At 51.4% G+C, this 19,117-nt stretch carries 16 protein-coding genes; 12 read left to right on the top strand and 4 right to left on the bottom strand.

Features of this window, described 5'->3' with window-relative positions:
- Nucleotides 1-3 precede the first annotated feature (3 nt).
- The 9 genes from BLQ17_RS03910 (at nt 4) to BLQ17_RS03950 (ending at nt 10,730) form a co-directional block, all read left to right on the top strand.
- Entirely contained in the window at nt 4-1,530 is a 1,527-nt protein-coding gene (locus tag BLQ17_RS03910; RefSeq protein ID WP_092219992.1) for a PAS domain S-box protein, read from the top strand.
- A gap of 14 nt (nt 1,531-1,544) precedes the next feature.
- Nucleotides 1,545-2,108 (top strand): 4Fe-4S dicluster domain-containing protein, encoded by a 564-nt coding sequence (locus tag BLQ17_RS03915; RefSeq protein WP_092219994.1) that lies wholly within the window; start codon nt 1,545-1,547, stop codon nt 2,106-2,108.
- A complete protein-coding gene (locus BLQ17_RS03920; protein WP_092219996.1) occupies nt 2,105-2,962 on the top strand; it encodes a CoB--CoM heterodisulfide reductase iron-sulfur subunit B family protein in 858 nt (285 codons plus the stop codon). The genes BLQ17_RS03915 and BLQ17_RS03920 overlap by 4 nt, the downstream gene beginning before the upstream one ends.
- Before the next feature lie 2 nt (nt 2,963-2,964).
- Nucleotides 2,965-6,597 carry an FAD-dependent oxidoreductase gene (locus BLQ17_RS03925; RefSeq protein ID WP_092219998.1) on the top strand — a complete coding sequence of 1,211 codons (3,633 nt, stop codon included), beginning with the start codon at nt 2,965-2,967 and terminating at the stop codon, nt 6,595-6,597.
- 32 nt (nt 6,598-6,629) lie between these two features.
- Nucleotides 6,630-7,085, top strand: coding sequence for a hydrogenase iron-sulfur subunit (locus BLQ17_RS03930; RefSeq protein ID WP_092220000.1), 456 nt, complete (start codon nt 6,630-6,632; stop codon nt 7,083-7,085).
- Nucleotides 7,082-7,747: a methylenetetrahydrofolate reductase C-terminal domain-containing protein gene (locus BLQ17_RS03935; protein WP_092220002.1), complete on the top strand. Its 666-nt coding sequence runs from the start codon at nt 7,082-7,084 to the stop codon at nt 7,745-7,747. The genes BLQ17_RS03930 and BLQ17_RS03935 overlap by 4 nt, the downstream gene beginning before the upstream one ends.
- Complete coding sequence (locus tag BLQ17_RS03940) at nt 7,747-8,673, top strand: methylenetetrahydrofolate reductase (protein WP_092220004.1); 927 nt, start codon at nt 7,747-7,749, stop codon at nt 8,671-8,673. Before BLQ17_RS03935 ends, BLQ17_RS03940 begins: the two co-directional genes overlap by 1 nt.
- Before the next feature lie 62 nt (nt 8,674-8,735).
- Nucleotides 8,736-9,122 carry a response regulator gene (locus BLQ17_RS03945; protein WP_092220006.1) on the top strand — a complete coding sequence of 129 codons (387 nt, stop codon included), beginning with the start codon at nt 8,736-8,738 and terminating at the stop codon, nt 9,120-9,122.
- Nucleotides 9,123-9,221: 99 nt separating this feature from the next.
- Nucleotides 9,222-10,730, top strand: coding sequence for a hybrid sensor histidine kinase/response regulator (locus BLQ17_RS03950; protein WP_176761073.1), 1,509 nt, complete (start codon nt 9,222-9,224; stop codon nt 10,728-10,730).
- A gap of 80 nt (nt 10,731-10,810) precedes the next feature.
- Here the strand turns inward: BLQ17_RS03950 and BLQ17_RS03955 are convergent, their stop codons facing one another.
- The 3 genes from BLQ17_RS03955 to BLQ17_RS22840 form a co-directional block, all read right to left on the bottom strand.
- Entirely contained in the window at nt 10,811-11,713 is a 903-nt protein-coding gene (locus tag BLQ17_RS03955; protein WP_092220009.1) for a hypothetical protein, read from the bottom strand.
- 377 nt (nt 11,714-12,090) lie between these two features.
- Complete coding sequence (locus BLQ17_RS22835; RefSeq protein ID WP_245694982.1) at nt 12,091-12,741, bottom strand: integron integrase; 651 nt, start codon at nt 12,739-12,741, stop codon at nt 12,091-12,093.
- A complete protein-coding gene (locus BLQ17_RS22840) occupies nt 12,716-13,345 on the bottom strand; it encodes a site-specific integrase (RefSeq protein WP_218121713.1) in 630 nt (209 codons plus the stop codon). Before BLQ17_RS22840 ends, BLQ17_RS22835 begins: the two co-directional genes overlap by 26 nt.
- Before the next feature lie 744 nt (nt 13,346-14,089).
- Between BLQ17_RS22840 and ltrA the strand changes: the two genes are divergently transcribed.
- The 3 genes from ltrA (at nt 14,090) to BLQ17_RS03975 (ending at nt 17,517) form a co-directional block, all read left to right on the top strand.
- Complete coding sequence (gene ltrA / locus BLQ17_RS03965) at nt 14,090-15,394, top strand: group II intron reverse transcriptase/maturase (protein WP_218121714.1); 1,305 nt, start codon at nt 14,090-14,092, stop codon at nt 15,392-15,394.
- A 121-nt stretch (nt 15,395-15,515) separates the two neighbouring features.
- The gene (locus BLQ17_RS03970) at nt 15,516-16,193 is read left to right on the top strand and encodes a hypothetical protein (protein ID WP_092220011.1); all 678 of its coding nucleotides are present in this window, start codon (nt 15,516-15,518) and stop codon (nt 16,191-16,193) included.
- 253 nt (nt 16,194-16,446) lie between these two features.
- Nucleotides 16,447-17,517: a DUF1254 domain-containing protein gene (locus tag BLQ17_RS03975; RefSeq protein WP_092220013.1), complete on the top strand. Its 1,071-nt coding sequence runs from the start codon at nt 16,447-16,449 to the stop codon at nt 17,515-17,517.
- A gap of 678 nt (nt 17,518-18,195) precedes the next feature.
- Here BLQ17_RS03975 and BLQ17_RS23480 read toward each other — a convergent pair.
- Complete coding sequence (locus tag BLQ17_RS23480; protein ID WP_342674178.1) at nt 18,196-18,498, bottom strand: tyrosine-type recombinase/integrase; 303 nt, start codon at nt 18,496-18,498, stop codon at nt 18,196-18,198.
- Between the last annotated feature and the right edge of the window lie 619 nt (nt 18,499-19,117).

Consider the following 19,117-nt stretch of genomic DNA (forward strand, 5'->3'; position numbering starts at 1 on the left):
CCTATGGCGAGCAGTACGGTTCTCTCAACAGCGAACAAAGATCCCGCTTCCCTTATCGGTGACCTCGGCCCATATCATTATCTGCACACGATTCTGGAAGAGACGCCAAACGGAGTGCTGGTCGTCGGGACCGATCACAACGTGATTCACGCAAATCCGGCGGCAAGCAGGTTTATGGGCGTTGACTATGGAGACCTCGCCGGACTCCGCCTTGAAGATGTGCTTGGTCTGCGCAACGGAGATCTTTTTCTCCTTATCAAGGATAAATTCAAAAAAAATTCCGGCTCCAAGACGTGGAAGATACGTCATGAGATCGCGTCCACCTGCGACGACGAACGGTGTGTTCTGTCGGTGGTTGTTGTAGCTCCTGTAACCCAGCTCGACTACTATCTGGTCTACCTTATCGACGTAACGCAGCAGAAAAAGCTCGAGGAACAGCTGCGGCGCAGGAATGCGTTCTTCCAGAACCTCATTGACAGTTCCGTCGACGGCATCATCGCTTCAGACATGAAGGGCAATATCATACTCTTTAACCAGGAAGCGATGGCGCTTATGGGCTATACCGAGGAGGAGACAAAGAATCTTCATGTCACCGATCTCTATAGTGAAGGCGTTGCCTATGAGCTGATCAAGCGGATGCGTTCGGATCTTTTTGGCGGAAAGGGCAAACTGTTGCGGCACGAAGTGAGGGTGAAGCACAGGGACGGCAGCGACATCCCGGTCAGTTTTTCCGGCGGCATTATTTACGACCGGGACCAGGAGATAGCCACTTTCGGCCTGTTTACCGATCTGCGGGCCATGCAGCAGATCGAAGAGGATCTGGAACAGACCCACCAGGCCCTCAAGCATTCCGAGCAGCTTGCAGGACTCGGCAGGCTTGCCGCCGGTGTCGCCCACGAGATAAACAATCCGATGTCCGGGATAATGCTCTACGCCAATTTTATAGCGGAGGAGCTGGCCGAGGATCATCCATCCCGCGCCGATCTGGAGACGATTATCCATGAGGCGGAAAGGTGCAAGGTCATAGTCGGAGACCTGCTTGAGTTTTCGCACCAGACCACCTATGAGATGGAGCCGACCGACCTCAATGAGGTGGTCCGCAAAACCATCACCATCCTGCAGCATCAGCCTCTTTTTCAGGAAGTTACCTTTGCCCAGGAGCTCAGCGAAGAGCTGCATCCCATTGCCGGCAATTACATCAGGTTGAACCAGGTGATAATGAATATCGTGGTCAACGGCGCCCAGGCGATGAGAGGCAAGGGACAACTGAAGATTATCAGCAGGGCCAGGGCGAACCAGACTGTCAATGAGCTGGTCATTGAGGACACCGGGCCGGGGATCGAACCGGAAAATCTGGAAAAAATCTTTGATCCCTTCTTCACCACCAAGACTCCCGGGGAAGGGACCGGTCTCGGGCTGTCGGTGTCGTACGCCATCGTCAGGGAGCACCACGGGTCAATAAGGGTGACGTCCGAGCCCGGGAAAGGTTGTAGTTTTAGTCTTAAATTTCCAGTTATTACGGAATCTTAAAACAGGGGAGTCCCATGGCTGACACAAATATTTCTCCGGATGAAAGAAACGTAAAACTGCTGGCGAAACTTCAGGAGCGCGGGATAGACGTGGGGGCGTGCTACCAGTGCGGCCGCTGTTCTGCCGGGTGTCCGATAGGCGATCACTTCGACCTCTCGGTCATGGAGGTGGTGAGGCTTGCCGCATACGGCCAGGAGGAGCGGTTGGTAAAAAGCCATGCCATCTGGCTCTGCGCCGCGTGTGAAACCTGCGCCACCAGATGTCCCAACGATATCGAGATAGCGGCCCTCATGGATGTTCTGCGGGAGCTGGCGCTCAGAAAAGAAATAGCGCCGGCGGAGCCGAGAGTCCCCCTTTTCCACCACTCTTTTCTCGGGTCGATAAGACGCTGGGGCCGGGTATATGAAATCGGCATGATCGGCTCTTACAAGATGAAGTCGGGGGACCTGACGGGTGATATGCGACTGGGGCTGAAAATGTTCATGAAGAAGAAGCTGAAACTCAGACCCCATGCCATTGCCGACAAGACGCAGATCAGGGAAATTTTTTCCGGCAAGGGAAAGGAGTATGACCGATGAAACTTTCTTATTATCCAGGCTGTTCCCTCCATGGCACGGCACTCGATTACGATCAGTCGGTCCAAAGGGTCTGCAGGCAAGTAGGGGTTGAACTGGTTGAAATTCCAGACTGGAACTGTTGCGGTGCATCGTCGGCCCATATGACTGATCATGAGATCGGGATGCGGTTGCCCATGCGTAATCTGGTCATTGCCCAGGAGCTTGGAAACGATATTCTCGTTCCCTGTGCCGCCTGTTTTCAACGGCTGAAAGCCGCCGATATCGAGCTCCGGAGAAGACCCGAGTACTGGGATGTAAAAAGCTATTCTCCGGAAATGAAAATTATCCACATCGCGACTTTTCTGGCGCAAGAACAGATACTGGGTAGGATTGGCGCTTCCACAAAAAGAGCGCTGGGCGGATTGCCGGTGGCTTGCTACTACGGCTGCCTGTCCCTGCGTAACCCGAAAATTACCGGGGCCGAAAAGTGGGAGATGCCGGAAAACCTTGAAAAGGTGAGTGCCGCCCTCGGGGCCCGGCCCGTCAGGTGGTCGCACCGGACGGAGTGCTGTTCGGGAAGTCTCACCATGGCCCGGCCGGACATTGCCGAAAAACTCGTTGGTGATATCGTCGCAGCCGCAAGGCGGGGAGGGGCGTCGGCAATGGTCACCGACTGTCCGATGTGCCAGGCAAACGTCGAGAGCAGGCAGGATCCGGCCGGGGAAGAAGAGGCGATCCCGGTCTTTTATATCACCGAGCTGATCGAGGCTGCGTTCAACGGCGATTATTCCCGCAGGCAGCAGGGGCAGCATCTTGTTACGGCATCGGTTCTTGCGGATCTGTTTGCGGGCGACTCCCTTCACAAGGAGGATTGACCATGAAAGGAGACCGAGAACAATTTTCTGAAAACAGAGTGACTCCCACAGGCGCCGTTCTGGTTATCGGCGGTGGAATCAGCGGGATGCAGTCGTCGCTTGACCTGGCCAACGCCGGGATGAAGGTTTATCTCGTCGAGAGTTCACCGGCGATCGGCGGCAAGATGGCCCAGTTGGACAAGACCTTTCCTACCAACGACTGTTCGATGTGTATTGTCTCTCCAAAGCTCGTCGAAGTCGGACGTCATCGTAATATTGAATTGTTGACCCATAGCGAGGTCGTTGCGCTGACAGGCGACGCCGGTGACTTCAAGGCGACCATCGTTCGTCATGCCCGCTATGTCGACATAGACACCTGCACCGGCTGCGGACTCTGTGAGATGGTTTGTCCGGTTACCCATCTCTCCTATTTCCACCCGCCGGCGGAAGAGGGACAAAAGAAAAAAAAGCTTCGTCCACAGGAAAAAAGGGTAATTGCCGGCCGCTCAGCTCCTCAACCCACCTCGCTTTTCAAGTGGAAGTTCAGCGTTGACGAACAAGCGTGCGGCAAGTGCGGCGGCTGCTACAAAGCCTGTCTGCACGGGGCGGTGTCATGGCAAAAAAAAGAGACAGCGTCCATTGACCAGAACAGATGTACCGGCTGCGGGGCGTGTTACGTCGCGTGTCCGGCGGCCTTTGATGCCGTCAGGGTGGATGAGGCCCCGGGGCTTGACAAAAGCATCGGAGCAGCTGTCGGCGAGCGATCCCGGCTGCTTGCCAAACATTTTGCAGAAGAATCCCGGGGAAGCTGCATCAGGTGCGGGCTCTGCGCCATTGTCTGTGACAAGGTGATGGATATCTCCGCCCTGAAGCTGGTTGAAGAAGGAATCGAGGCCGGGGTCGACATCTGCCAGGTCTGCGGAGCATGCGTGTCGACGTGCCCGGTTGACTACCTGTCGATAGACAAGGTCACCAACAAAGATCCGCGTATTCTGGCAAACAGCTTCAACGAAGGACTCAATGGCAGAAAGCCGGTAAATATTCACTATCCCCAGGCGGTTCCCCGGGTCCCGGTGATAGACAGCCGCAGTTGCGTTTGCCTCAACAGCGGCAGCTGCGGAACCTGTGCCACGGTCTGCGGGGTAGGCGCGATCCACTACGATCACGTCGAGACCAGCAGCGTGGTCGAGGTCGGGTCGGTGATATTTTCTCCGGGAATCGAGGTGTTTGATGCATCGGTCCGCGGTGAATTCGGCTACGGGCTCTACGCCAACGTGGTCACCTCCATAGAGTTCGAGCGGCTACTGTCGGCGTCCGGTCCCACGTCGGGGTGTGTCAAGCGTCCCGGTGACGGCAGCCATCCGAAGAAAATAGCCTGGATTCAGTGTGTTGGTTCCCGCGATCATAGCTGTAACCGGGATTACTGTTCTTCCGTCTGCTGCATGTATGCGACCAAGGAAGCTTTTATCGCCAAGGAGCATGACGGAGCCATAGAGCCCACAATCTTTTATATCGATATGCGCTCGTTCGGTAAAAATTTCGACACCTATGTCGATCGGGCCCGGGAACACGGCATCAGGTTTGTCAGGGCGATGGTGAGCAGGATATTTGAAGACCCGGTGACCGGAGACCTGGAACTGCGTTACGTGGACCAGGGCGGCACAAGGCAGCGTGAAGTCTTCGATATGGTCGTGCTTTCCGTCGGCATCCAGGTGCCTGAAAAGGTAAAAGAGCTGGCGCATACCCTGGCCATCGACCTGGACAGCTATGGCTTCGTCAAAACCGACTGTTATCAGCCCCTGGCAACCAGCAGACCGGGAATATTCGTCAGCGGAGCGGTCAACGGGCCTAAGGATATCCCCGAAACGGTGTGTGAGGCAAGCGGGGCCGCGGAGGCGGCGTCCGCTTCACTGGCAAGGGCGCGCAACACTCTTGTTACCAGGCAGGAGCTGCCGCCGGAACGAGTGGTTGCCGAGGACGAGGAGCTGAGAATCGGGGTTTTTATCTGTCACTGCGGCACCAACATCGCCTCGGTTGTCGATGTGGAGGCGGTGGTTGAATATGCCAGAAGCCTGCCTGGGGTGGTATATGCCGAACATCCGCTCTATACCTGCTCCCAGGATTCCCAGGAGCGGATGAAAGAGATTATCAGAGAACACCGGCTCAACCGGGTGGTGACTTCGGCATGTTCTCCTTCTACCCATGAACCGCTCTTTATGTCGACCCTGCAGCAGGCGGGGCTGAATAAATATTTTTTTGATATGGCCAATATCAGGGATCAGTGCAGCTGGGTGCATCCCGATGATCCGAAAATGGCTACGGAAAAATCAAAACGGCTGACACGGATGGCGGTAGCCAACGCTTCCGCGGCGGAGCCGCTCAAGGAGATGGAGTTCGATGTCGATTCGCGTCTGCTCGTCATCGGCGGCGGTGTCGCCGGAATGACGGCCGCCATTGAGGCCGCCAGGCAGGGGTTCGGCGTCTATCTGGTAGAACGCGAGCCGCATCTGGGCGGGCAGTTGCGCCATCTGAGCAGAAGTGAGAACGGCAGGGAATTTTCCGGGCTGCTGGCCGAGCTTGAACGGCGGATCGGCGAGGAACCCGCGATCAGGTTATTTCTCTCCAGCGAGGTGGTGGAGCAGAGCGGGTTCGTCGGCTCCTTTGAGACCGAGATCGGCTTGCCCACCGGGGCCACGAGAACGCTTAAGCACGGCGCAATTCTCATCGCCACCGGCGCAAGGGAGTATCGGCCGCAAATATACTCACTGGGTGACCACGACTTGGTCATGACCCAGACCGAATTCGGCAGGGCCCTTGAGACCTCCAGAGCAGAAGATTGGCGCAGGCTGCAGGTGGTGATGGTGCAGTGCGCCGGCTCCAGGTGTGAACAACACCTGCCCTACTGTTCGAGGATCTGCTGCAACCAGGCTGTTCGTAACAGTCTGCGTCTTGTGGAGCTCTATCCGGAGGCGCGGGTGGACGTATTGTACCGGGATATGCGCTGTTACGGGCTTGGCGAGATTGACTACCGCAGGGCGCGGCTGGCCGGGGTGAACTTTATCCGGTTCGATCCTGAAAACGACAGTCCGGAGATAGAGGTGACGGAGAGCGGGATAGAGGTGCGGGTAACCGATCCCTCGATCAGGCTTCCGGTGAAGATCTGGCCCGACCTGCTGGTGCTGTCCACCGGCATGGTGCCCAGGGATACCGAGGAGCTCGCCTCGATGCTGCGGGTTCCCCGCAACGAAGCCGGGTTTTTCATCGAGGCCCACGCCAAGCTCAGGCCGGTGGATCTTTCAAGCGAGGGGCTGTTCATGGCCGGTACCGCCCACGGTCCCAAAAGCAGCAGCGAAACCATCGTCCAGGCCCAGGCGGCGGTAGCCCGGGCGGCAACGCTTCTTTCCCGCAGGAGCCTGAAGATGTCGGGGGTGGTGTCGGTCGTCGACCCGGCCAACTGCGCGGTCTGTCTCACCTGTGTGAGGGCTTGTCCCTACGGGGTGCCGTTCATTAACGAGGACCACGCCGCCGAGATCAATCCGGCCCTGTGCCAGGGGTGCGGTATCTGCGTCGCTGAGTGTCCGGCAAAGACCATCCACCTGGGGCGTTATGACGACAGAAACCTTGAGGCCAAGATTGCAGCCTACAATAACGGCTGAACCGGAAGAAGAGGCAAACAATAGGAGGAAAAATGACCGATTTCTCACCAAATGTGATGGTCTTTGCCTGTCGCCACTGAGCGTATTCCGCCGCGGACCTGGCAGGTTCGGAAAGAAGAGCATATCCGCCGGCGATATCGATCGTCATGTTGCCATGTACCGGCCGGATAGATGAGTCTCTGCTGTTGAAGGCTTTTGAAAACGGCGCCGACGGAGTGATGGTCATAGGATGCCTGGAAGGGGATTGTCACTATGTTTCGGGTAATATCCGGGCGCGTGCCCGGGTCAAGAGGGTTTACGGGATTCTTGACACCATCAGGATAGGGCCGGACCGGATCCGCATGTTTAACCTCAGTGCCGGGGAAGGATCCAAATTCGCGGAATACACCAATGAGTTTGTGGAACAGATCCGAAAACTTGGGCCCAGCCCTATCAATGTGGTTCGAGCGAAACAGGGTTCAGCTGTAACCAGGGAGGAAGCGACATGATTACCGGTACACCAAAACCGATTGATGAAATTCTGGAGATGATCGAGCCGTATGACAACATCATCGTCGCCGGCTGCCATGGGTGTGTCACCGTGTGCCGGGTGGGAGGGGAAAAGGAGGTTCAGGTGCTCTCGTCTACGCTGCGGCTTGCCAGGGAGGCCGCTGGCCGTCCCCTGACCATCAAGGAGGTGAGTCTTGAGAGACAGTGCGACCCTGAATATGTGGAGCAGATGCGACCCTATGTGGGAGATTTTGACGCGGTGGTGTCCATAGCCTGTGGCGCCGGAATCCAGTTTCTGGCTGAAAAGTTCAGTGCAACTCCTCTGTTGCCAGGGATCAATACCGGATTTCTCGGGGTCACCGAGCGCCAGGGAGAGTGGAGTGAGAGGTGCCAGGGGTGCGGCGACTGCGTGCTGCACCTGACCGGAGGAATCTGCCCGGTCACCCGCTGCGCCAAGTCTCTTTTTCACGGTCCCTGCGGAGGGTCTGTCAACGGTATCTGTGAAGTGGGTAAGGACACCGCGTGCGGATGGCAGCTCATCATCGACCGTCTGAAAAAACTGGGCCAGATGGAGAACTATACCAAGCTCAAACCCTATAAGGGATGGGATTCATCAAGGGATGGCGGCCCTCGCCGAATTATTAGGGAGGACATGATCTGATGAAATCGGGAAGCAATCTTGAAAAGGTACTGGCGGCGGGGCACTTTTCGGTAACCGCGGAATGCGGTCCTCCCCGGGGTGCCGACCCGGATATCGTCCGGAAAAAGGCCGCGCTGGTCAAGGGTAACGTGGACGCCTGCAACGTGACCGACAATCAGACTTCCGTTGTCAGGATGAGTTCGCTGGCCGGCTGCATGCTGATCAAAGAGCAGGGGATCGAGCCCCTGATACAGATGGTGGTCCGCGACCGGAACAGGATTGCGCTGCAGTCGGACCTGCTGGGCGCATCGGCGCTGGGGGTAAGGAACCTTCTCTGCCTGTCGGGCGACCATCAGAAGTTCGGTGATGATCCCCAGGCGAAAAATGTTTTCGATATCGATTCGATGCAGCTTATACATCTGGCAAAGACGATGCGGGACGAAGGGATATTCCCGTCGGGAGACAAGCTGGAGGGTGCACCGAAATTCTTCATAGGGTGTGCGGTCAATCCGTTCGCCGACCCTTTTGAAATAAGGGTTCCCCGGTTTAAGATGAAGGCTGATGCGGGCGCCGATTTTGTCCAGACCCAGTGCATTTACAACATGGAGAAATTTAAAAAGTACCTGGAGCTGGCCAAGAGGGAGAACCTGCACGAAAGGGTGAAGATTCTCGCCGGGGTTACGCCGCTTAAATCCGCAGGGATGGCGAAGTTCATGCGCAGGATGGTGGCGGGCATCGATATTCCTGATGAAGTGGTCGACCGGATCGCTGCGGAGCCCAAAGAAAAACAGGCGGCCAAGGGGATCGAAATGTGTATCGAGCAAATCCAGGAACTCAAAGAGATGGAAGGTATTGCCGGAGTGCACGTGATGGCCATAGAATGGGAGGAGAAACTCGAGGAGATCATCGGCGGGGCAGGACTGTTGCCGCGGCCGCTGGTCCAGTGAAGAGTCGGTAATGATCCGGAACAAAGAGAGAACTCAAATCAAGCAATGAAACGGAGGCAAATATGGCTGAGAGAAAAAAGGTACTGCTGGTAGACGATGACCCCGATTTTGTAGAAGCCGTACGGGTAATCGTTGAGGTCGGCGGCTACGATGTCCGGGTCGCCTATGACGGGAAAGAGGGACTGGAGGCTGTAGCCGAAGAAAAGCCCGACCTGATCGTGCTTGATGTGATGATGCCGGTCATGAATGGCCATGAGGCTTGCGCCGAACTGAAAAAGAACCCGGAAACCGCCAATATCCCGATAATCCTGCTCACCGCCGTAGCAGAGAGGGTGACGACCAGCCAGTACACCCACAGGGATATGCTTGAAAGCGAGGCGGAGGACTATATGCCCAAACCCGTGGAGCCGAAAGAGCTGCTTGACCTGATCAAGAGCTGGTTGAAGTAGCAGCGGAAAACATATAGGGGGCGGCATCCGCTGACGGTTGTTTGAGATACCGGGGCGGATGCCAGGGGGGAGTTGCACCTTTCTGGCAGGAAGATGATTATGGATACCGTACGGGTACTGGTGGTGGATGATGAAAAGGTAATCCGTGAAGGGGTCGAGCGGGCTCTGGGCAAGAAAGGCTACGAAGTCGTCAAGGCCGAAGACGGCAAGCGAGGGCTTGAACTGCTCGGCGAACACGATTTCGATATCGTTCTCACGGATCTGATGATGCCGGGGCTTGACGGGTTTGCGGTGCTTGAATGGATCCGGGAAAATCAACCGCATATCCAGGTTATTGTCATAACCGGGTTTGCCACTGTTACCAAGGCGGTTACGGCAATGAAACAGGGCGCGTTCGACTTCGTCGGCAAACCCTTTACCCCGGATTATATCAGGATCGTCGTCGACAAGGCCGTGGAAAAAATCCGCATGCGCGAGGAGACCGAGCGGCTCCGGGAAGAAAGAGAGAAGGGGCTGATCGCCATAGATAAATCCAGGAGTCGTCTGAAAACGATATTCAGGAGTATGTCCGAAGCTGTCCTTATCACCGATGCACACGGTGTCGTAGTGCTGCACAACCCGGCGGCAATACGGCTGCTGGAAATCCAGACCGATCCGGTAATCGGCAAGCATCTCGCAGACTCCATCCATGATGCGGCGGCGGTTTCAATGGTAACCGAGGCGATCAGCTACTGCAAGGAGGTGAGCCGGGAGTTTACCCCCGGGGCGATATCGAGAAAGCACCTGCGCGCCTACTGCTCCCCGGTGGTGACGGAGCAGAGCAAGGTTATCGGTTCGGTTACCACCTTTCTCGACATCAGCGCCCATAAAGAGATTGACCGGATGAAGTCCGATTTCGTAGCGATGGTCGCCCACGAGTTGAAATCGCCGCTGGCATCGGTTGAACAGATGATCTACGCCCTGCAGGTGGGATGCGAATATGAGGCGCAGAGTTCCTGCCATGCCCTCCATTGCCGGATGACCACCCGGACAAGGGATCTGTTGCGGCTTATTGATAATCTTCTCAACCTGTCCAAGCTGGAAAGCGGGACCGTGGTTTTTAATCTCGAGCCTGTGCGCGGACAGGATATTATCCGCGACGTCCTTGAAATTGCCGCCCCCCAGGCGGAGGGCAAGGAAATCTCCATACATTATGAGCCGTCCGCCGAGCCGTGGTGGTTCAACGTCGATTATGACCACATGCGTACGGCGATCATGAACATTGTCTCCAACAGCATCAAATACACTCCGGAAAAAGGGAATATAGATGTTTCCACCTCGTTTAACGGCGGATTTGTCAACCTCATGGTGAAGGACACCGGGATCGGGATAAGCAAGGATGATCTGCCCCATATATTTGACCGGTTTTACCGGGTAAAGGGGAAGGCGACCCGTCACATTACCGGTTCGGGGCTCGGCCTGGCCCTCGTTAAGGAGGTTGTCGAGGCGCATAAGGGGTATATCGAGGTGAGCTCGGAACAGGAGCGGGGAACGACATTCACCCTCTGCTTCCCCCTTGCCGGGGAGAACGGTACTCCGGTGGCCGATCTGCCGAAAATGAAACCCTGACCCCGGCTGCAGCCCCAAGGGGAATCGAGTGATACTGGCCGGCTTGCGGCTTGACAGCCGGCGGTGGGATCGATCGCCGGTTATGCCGGAGATTGCCAGGAACCGGGATCCCTGAATTTTTGATGAAACTGCTCGGCCACTCTGTTTACCTTGTCGACTCTTTCCGGTGCGAGAAAGTGTTGGTAGAGACCGTCAGGCAGAAACTTCGTGCTGCCGACTATTTTCCGTTCGAAAAGCGACAGCGCCTCGATGGCTTTATCGCAAGCCGGATAGCCCCTGTCATCAAGGAATATCGACTCATCAAACCGGACCGGGACCACGTTGTTTATATCGACGATCTTGATTTTACCCGACGGGGTCACGATAAGATTACCGTTGCCGGCTATGTCCGGAATGTAGCCGACTTCAGCGATCATCCGGCGTATCCTGTTGATGAAAATGGCTACCGATCCGGTTGCTCTGGCGACTCTGTCCGCAAGTTCGCCCCTGGTGCGGCAGGTGGTCTCAAAACATGTTGCCAGAGGGTGTCTGCCTGTCAAGTTCCAGGGGCTGATCTTGACCCCTGAAACGTATTCCTGAACGCCGCACAACATGATTTTGGCTTTCTCCTCCCCCTGGCACTCGACTATGCATTCGGTGGAAAGGGCGATGAAATCCGGTCCCAGATAGTGCAGGATGAGCTTGTATAGCCGCACTTCCTCCAGGACGTCATCAAGGGCTGTAAAACGTTTTCGCAATATACGCAGCATATATCTGGGTCTGGCCCTGGGGTACAGCCGTATGCCAAGATCCGGATCCATCTGCCCAACAGATTCTGTATCCACGTCTTTTGCCGACAATATCTCGAAGATATGTGAGCGCAGTCCCTGATGCGGATGTCTCCTGTAGAAAAACGAAGACGAATCAAGGAGAAAGCCGAGCTTGCCGAGGTCATCTCCTGCAAGATACTCCCTGTCTGCAATGGTGCTGTCTGGTTTTTCCATGTTGTCCCGTTATGACCGATGTCGCGGCTGTCTGTCTATCTTTTTTGCGGACGGTAACCGGCGCAGTGAGGTCCTTTCTGTCGGTATACCCGTTTTTCACCCTGAATTCCAGGCGGGATCTGTTTTGGACGGCCACAAATCATGGGGGAGACTGCTCTGCCATCACATCCTTGCGGCAGTGACAATTGGAATTTATGAAACTAGCTCGACCCTTTATCCTCTTGTATAAGATATAGAAATCCGGACTCGATCTGACACACAGGATTGATGAGACTTAAACTGACCTGACAACCACCATTAACCGGTTGCTCCAAGATTTTCAGGAAACATCTTTTCAACAAACAACCATATCTACGGTATTACTGCCGGTGGAAATATTAAAAATCCAGTGGACTTTTTGCCTCTTTCTTTGTCGTACTTTTCACGGTGTGAGTGTAGATCATGGTTGTCCTCACATCAGAGTGTCCCATCAGTTCCTGAATGGTACGGATATCATAATTAGCCTGGAGAAGGTGACTGGCAAATGAATGCCTAAATGTGTGCGAGGTGACTCTTTTGGGAATATGTGACTTATTTACAGCTGTTCTGAGTGATTTTTGCAAAAGCGACTCATGCACGTGATAACGTCTCAGTTCACCGCTTTTTTCAACGGTAGTCAGCTGTTTTGCAGGAAAGAACCACTGCCAGACAAGTTCACGTGCTGCATTTTTATACTTTGTTTCAAGTTGGTTTGGCAAAAAGACACCGGAATATCCCAACCGACAATCTTCCTCATGTAGGGCGATGACCCTTTGCAGTTGAGTTGAAAGCTGGTTGAACAGAGAATCCGGAATAGGTACCGTTCTATCCTTCTTACCTTTGCCGTCATGTATGGTGAGGATCTTCATGTCAAAGTTAAAATTATTGACGCGAAGTGAAATGCATTCAGAGACGCGGAGTCCACATCCGTACATAAGACTGATGATCAGGCGATAAGGCATCTTGAGATTATCTACAATGCGGTCAATTTCCTCTCGGCTGAGAGCCACAGGTATATATGGTTTGCGCTTTACCAAGGACGTGACGGTAAAAGAACAATAATGCGTTAAAGGCTTGATTTTGTGTTGAGACGGCGACTTGCTTTTGTACAGCAAGCGATGTGAGAAATTGCTTTACATCCTTAGTACCCAGTAAAGATGGATCTTTACTCTCTGTAAATGCCTGGAATTTTCTCACCCAATTAGTATATGTTTTCAAAGTTGCACGAGAATAATGGCGAACACGAATGGTATTGTTTAAGTCCGCAAATACTCCGGTCCAGTCTGCTCCTTTTTGCAGGCTAGGTTTCTTCTTAGTTGTGAAGCCTTCTGGTTGGCGAGGTGTAATCTCTAACGATTTGTATTCTTGACGATTATCACTGTATGTGTTAGGTGAAATAGAAGTAGGTCGCGGGGGCTTGTCTTTACCCTTGAAATCCTGTTGTTTTTGCGTGGACTGAACCCACGCAAAATATAATCGAACAGCCTGTTCTGCCTGTTTTTTGAACTGCACTGATTGTTTCTTCTCATCGAGCTTTTTCAGAAAGGCAGACAAGCTTTTGCCTGTTCCTTGTTCGAAGTGATACTTATGGCAAAAATCAAGGTAGTAGCGCATCCACTTCAAGTAATACCTAGATGACCGGTAGGAATCCCTTGTTGACAGATATAGGTCCCGAATTGCTTGGTAATTTGAGCAGGGATTTGCAACATGAATGTTATCCTGTTAAGCTGATATCCAGTGAATCTTTCATGATATACAGCAAAAAAAGAGGATAACTTGTTGATTTCACGTTGTCAATAATTTCTGTTTTCTGGAGCTATAGGGAAACCAGAGAATAACTTGTTAGTGCGCCAAGCGCAGCTTGGTGCTTCTTATAGGGTGCCCTGCCTCCGTTCCTGTGGCAGGAAGTCCCAATCGGGTAAAGGTTAACCACCAGCCCGTACCGAGTGTTGCGCGACTCGCGGAGCCTTGTTGGCGAACAACAGTCGTGAAGCGTACACAGGGAACATTGCAGGCCGCAAGGGAGACGTACCTCCTTTAAGTGATTCAGCCTCGTTAGTTATATAAAAGCAGTTGGCGACGATCTTAACAATTCGGAAGCCAGTACAAAGGAATCGCCATGGTGAGATTTCCGAGGGACTGCCGGGGTCCAAGAGCGTGGCATGCAATGAGAGAAGCATCAGGAACTTGGGAGCCCCTTCCACCTCCTTGCAATGAAGTAAAGGTAGGACGTGTCAACCGCAAGAAGAGCGTCCAACGGGTTGAAGGGAGTCAGATCATTCCATACTACTCTGAGACGGTAGGGCCGTTCACATGGGGAAGGAAATGACGGTATTGTGTAGTCCGCCAAGGAAACATATGCAGATAAGACAGGCTGATAAACATATGCAAACCTCACTGCGGGGAATAGCAAAGAGAGGAAAGGAAGATCCAAAACACCAATTCGGTAACCTTTACAGTTTATTAAACAGTAAGAACCTGACATGGTGCTTTCCACAGATGAACCGAAAGGCCGCACCTGGTGTTGATGCGGTCGATTGGACAGCCTTTACAGCTGATCTATCAGGAAATGTAAGCAATCTGGCGACATCCCTGAAAGGGAAGCGTTACAAGGCGAAGCTGGTACGACGCCGGAATATTCCGAAACCTGGCGGGAAACAACGTCCGCTAGGTATACCGGTAATTGGCGACAAGCTGGTACAGACTGCGGCAGCTCTGATTCTGTCAGCTATATACGAGCAGGATTTTCTTTCCTGCAGCCACGGATATCGACGTGGTAAAGGTCCACAGCGAGCCGCCCTTGAACTGAGCCAAAGGCTGCATAGGGGACGGTTTGGCTGGGTAGTTGATGCTGATATCAAAGGGTTCTTTGACCACATAGACCATGATTGGCTATTGAAGATGCTGGAACAACGAATCAATGATCAAGCTTTTCTTGGTCTGATTCGGAAATGGTTGAAGGCTGGCATCCTAGAGGAAGACGGGCAGGTGATCTACCCGACGACCGGTACTCCTCAAGGCGGTGTCATTTCTGCTGTACTCGCCAACATCTATCTCCATTACGCGCTTGATCTGTGGTTTGAGAAGATCGTCAAACCGCGCTGCAAAGGGGATGTCATGCCGATGAGGTTCGCAGATGATTTTGTCTGCTGCTTTCAGTATAGGGAAGATGAACGGCGATTCTCCAAAGTCCTGGGAAAACGCTTGGGTAAGTTCAAGCTGGAGTTGTCCTTAGAAAAGACGCAGGTGATCAAGCTCACCCGTTTTGAGACGAAGGACAACAGGAGCTTTACTTTCCTCGGTTTCGAATTTCGCTGGGGCTTGAGCAGGACAGGCAAACCGCTCGTGATGATGCGTACATCGAAGAAAAAATTCCGGTTAGCCTTGGCGGCAATCCTTAGTTGGATCAAGAAAGACCGCAGCAAGGTCGGAACAGCCGCATTGTTCACGAAACTGTGTCAAAAGCTGCAAGGACACTTCAACTATTATGGAGTCAGGGGAAACTATGACTTGCTGTACAAGTTCTATCGTCTGGCATGCCTGACAGTGTTTAAGTGGTTGAATAGGCGTACACAAAAGAAAAGCTGTAACTGGACGGGTTTTAAGGAAATGCTATCATATTTCAAGGTGCCGCGTCCTCGAATTATAGGATATTGGAAATAACTTTGCGCTTGTACGAAGCGAACTATACTGAGGAGCCCTGTGCGAGAAAACCGCACGCAGGGATCTGTGAGAGGGCGGTCGGGTAACTGGCTGGTCTATCTTAATTGTAAAGGAAAACAAAATGGACAACCCTGAATTGTTACTTGGTGAATACAACAACCTTTGGAGTGAAAAAAATACTCACAAAATCCAGCTAAGAAAATTTAAAGGCTATCTGTCATATTTTACATCAATTATGACAGGATCTTTGTCAATATTTGGATTATCCACTACAGAATTATTTCAGACAATATCAAACTCAAAAGATCCAGCAATTTTAACCCAAAATATTACCAATGTTCTTAATATTATATCAGTTCCTGCAGTACCAATAATACTTCTAATTAGTTCATTTGCTATCAACGAATTATTTCAAATTTATGTGATAGGCAACACAATAGGAAATATAGAAAAGAAACTAAATAAATTAACAGGAGAAAATATTTACTCTTGGGAACATAAAATATGCCCTGTTGTCTATGGTGGTAAAGATAATCATAATGGAAAAAAATTAACAAATATTATTCTATTAAATGACGTTCTAATATTTTTCCCTTTAATGTTAATTCTTACCACTATTCTAGTGGTATTTGCCCTGAATTTCTTGTATAATTACAATTTAATACTTTTATATTCCTATGCAGCAATTTTATTTTTAATGCTTTTAGGAATTATTTATGTAGCTACTAAACTAGCTAATTATACAAAGGCAAGCAGCCAGCTTTCTTCTTTTATATCCGAAGCAATTAACAGCTATTAATACGGTCATTGATCAGAAGACATTTGGCAGCATGATAATGTTGTAATTACAGGAATATGTCAGCGTCGATATGTTTGAAAAACAGCCTTCTGATTAATATCAATCAATTCATTGATTAGTAGACATATGTTGTACTCCGATGCGTTATCTCAAATTTTGAAATTCTGGGGTGCTGGAAAATTTCGGACTACAAAAACGGCTTATTCTACAGACTCGTTAGCTTTGCGTTCCACATAAATAAAAGGAGAAAAATATGAGAAAACTAATTGTTCATTTAGTATCAATATTAATAGCCACAGGGATAGCTAGCTGTGCAAACACCGAACACAAACCTTCATATGCTTACGAGTACAATTCAAAAGGCGAAATCATCGTAGATGAAAGAAACTTCACCATCGCCGAAACTGATTTATACATGGCCAATCATTCGAAAGAGCATGCCGTAAATACCTTTAGGCACTCTCGGGAAATGTCGAGCATCAACAATCAGTTTGTGGTGCGTGAAAACCGTGATGTCATGTACAGTCATGCCGTGGTCGATATTTCACAAGGAGTAACCTTGATTAATCCTGAATGGGATGTTTTCTCAGTGATTCAGGTTATCGATGAAAACCAGTACACCATTGCTTCAATATACCCAGGAGAACAAAAAACATTTACCCCTAAAGATGTAGCGCTTGGCAATCATTTGTTTTTAAACATGCGAACTGGAGTACGCTCACTCGACGAGGAAGGCTATAAAGAAGCACACCATCATCAAGATAGTGTGATCATCAACAGCAATTCTTCAAATGCCTATCAAGCGAAAGGCTTTGAAACAGAAAGCCTTGATAAAAAACGAGCCGCTCTTAAGGCTCGTATGGCTGAAGCCGACAAGCCAGAGTTTTATTTCGGCACTAAAGATGAAGTTGACGAAACTCAATTCTTGATTGCTTCTGCCGTGGGCATTTTTGGCCTACCCATCAAGGATGCAGCGTATCTGAATACAATACAGCCCACAGGAAAAGTAAAAGGTGGCGCGCCAAGTAAAATTACGCTGCCAGCACCGCCGCTAAACTATGATAAAGGCGGCTTCTTTTCGGTAACCACATATGATGAAAAAGGCTGGATAGTGAAAGAAAATTTTGCTTTGAACAACACTACTGCGACACCCAATAAAGATGGAAGCTATACTTTCCACTTTAATGCTCCCGGCAAAATTAATAACATTGGTGTCGTTGAGAACTGGGCAATTTTAATTCGCTTGTATGCTCCAACAAGTGTAAGTGAAATTATGAATTACATGAAGGAAGCGGAGAAAAACATCAAAATTGAGCCACTATAAAAAGCTAACAAGGCAAGGTTGCGGACAAGCAAAGCTTGCCGCAACTTGCGGCGTTATGTGACTGATGAAGCCCACTAAGAGAAAAATGGCTCCGAATGAAGCTGGGAAATTTATTAGCCTGCTTGCGTTTGTATTAGGAGTTTTGGCGTGGGGTTTGTTGGCATCCATCGGTTACAGATATTTGACTGGTGAAGTACCGGCGGTAATTGACTGGGCATTTGTAGTTGGGCTGTCAATATTTGGCTGACGTATTTTATTCCATACTTCCGGGCATCAACTCATAATGATGAAATGAGAAGAAAATGATGGGTTGGACGTCACATAACAAATCGCCACAGCGGACGTCCGGCTCGCGCACGCTTTTTGTTTGCGCAAAAAGTCGCGCCCTTCGCACGGTCGCCGCTGGCCTCAGACGTTCACGGCGTCTGGGTCGCCGTGAATCGCGGTGCTGACTTCGTCAAGCCCCTGGCCCCGTTGCTTCACGCCAGAACCAGGAGCTTGACCAGACACCGTGGCCACCACAACCAAGCGAAGCTTGCTCGCGCTGCCCATGGCGCTGGTCAACACCGCGATTAATATTGCCACATTGAAGTTCTGAATATCCTATCAGTACACCTGTTTACCTTCTTCCTGTTGCTCTCAAGGATGAGGGGTACTCCCCGCCCTTATAGAGTAAACCTACCCGTATAGTGTTTCTATCCACCTGATAGCCTCAGCATCGTTCACCTTTCCGTGATACCTCTGAGTTGTGGAAAGGTCAGCATGCCTCAGAATGACCTTGCTGACGATCTCTATTGGTGTTCCTGACTGTGATGCATACGTTGCTGCATGACGCTTGAGGTCATGGCGCTTCAATTCGATACCGACAAGCTGTCCAGCCTTTTTTACCATTGACCAGGCGGCGACATAAGAGATAAGAAAGATCCGGCTGTTCTGGTTGACTCCGTTGGCCTGGATATACTGATTTAACCTTCCCAGGATTTTTCGTGGAACATAAACCGTCTCTGTTTTTTTCCACTTTTAGGGTTCTGAATGGCCAGTGAGCACTCCAGGACATCGTTTGGTGTGAGATTCAAGACCTCCCCGCCCCCCCTCATACCTCCCCGAGCCATAAGTTCCAGCATAAGCCGGTTACGCTTGTCTGTGGTCCGGAAGATAATTTCATCAATGGTGTCCTTATCGACGATCTGCCATTGAATGGGTGGTGGGCGTTTGAAAATTTTCTTAATGACTGTGGTATTGCAGGGATTAGAGAGAGACGGCAGGCCCGTGTTGATACTGAAATTGTAAAAAGATGAGAGGACTGAATAGCGATTTCTTTTCGTCGCCTGCTTGTTGTCTTTGGTCAAGTTTAAGAGAAAATCCAGTACTTCCTCCTGAGAGATTCTGGCGAGTTCTCGATCACGGAACCGAGTCGCAAACTTGGAGAGGACAAACTCACTTGTCTTGACCGTATTTTTTTTTCGAGTTGGCGCGGTAGTACTGCAGATTAAAATCGACAGCCTGTGAGACTTTCGTGATAAACCTCCTGTGGTTGAGATTCTCGGCATAAGTGCCTTAATCAATTATACCTCAGGAGGTGATTCGAATGGATGGGGTC

Source organism: Desulforhopalus singaporensis (genome assembly GCF_900104445.1).
GTDB lineage: Bacteria > Desulfobacterota > Desulfobulbia > Desulfobulbales > Desulfocapsaceae > Desulforhopalus_A > Desulforhopalus_A singaporensis.

Bases quoted from the DNA above. Each gene is read 5' to 3' on its own strand.
- BLQ17_RS03945 (WP_092220006.1), top strand. From the start codon at position 8,736: ATGGCTGAGAGAAAAAAGGTACTGCTGGTAGACGATGACCCCGATTTT.
- BLQ17_RS03950 (WP_176761073.1), top strand. From the start codon at position 9,222: ATGGATACCGTACGGGTACTGGTGGTGGATGATGAAAAGGTAATCCGT.
- BLQ17_RS03955 (WP_092220009.1), bottom strand. From the start codon at position 11,713: ATGGAAAAACCAGACAGCACCATTGCAGACAGGGAGTATCTTGCAGGA.
- BLQ17_RS03940 (WP_092220004.1), top strand. From the start codon at position 7,747: ATGAAATCGGGAAGCAATCTTGAAAAGGTACTGGCGGCGGGGCACTTT.
- BLQ17_RS22840 (WP_218121713.1), bottom strand. From the start codon at position 13,345: ATGCGCTACTACCTTGATTTTTGCCATAAGTATCACTTCGAACAAGGA.
- BLQ17_RS03925 (WP_092219998.1), top strand. From the start codon at position 2,965: ATGAAAGGAGACCGAGAACAATTTTCTGAAAACAGAGTGACTCCCACA.
- BLQ17_RS03975 (WP_092220013.1), top strand. From the start codon at position 16,447: ATGAGAAAACTAATTGTTCATTTAGTATCAATATTAATAGCCACAGGG.
- BLQ17_RS03970 (WP_092220011.1), top strand. From the start codon at position 15,516: ATGGACAACCCTGAATTGTTACTTGGTGAATACAACAACCTTTGGAGT.
- BLQ17_RS03910 (WP_092219992.1), top strand. From the start codon at position 4: ATGGCGAGCAGTACGGTTCTCTCAACAGCGAACAAAGATCCCGCTTCC.
- BLQ17_RS03935 (WP_092220002.1), top strand. From the start codon at position 7,082: ATGATTACCGGTACACCAAAACCGATTGATGAAATTCTGGAGATGATC.
- ltrA (WP_218121714.1), top strand. From the start codon at position 14,090: ATGCAGATAAGACAGGCTGATAAACATATGCAAACCTCACTGCGGGGA.
- BLQ17_RS03915 (WP_092219994.1), top strand. From the start codon at position 1,545: ATGGCTGACACAAATATTTCTCCGGATGAAAGAAACGTAAAACTGCTG.
- BLQ17_RS03920 (WP_092219996.1), top strand. From the start codon at position 2,105: ATGAAACTTTCTTATTATCCAGGCTGTTCCCTCCATGGCACGGCACTC.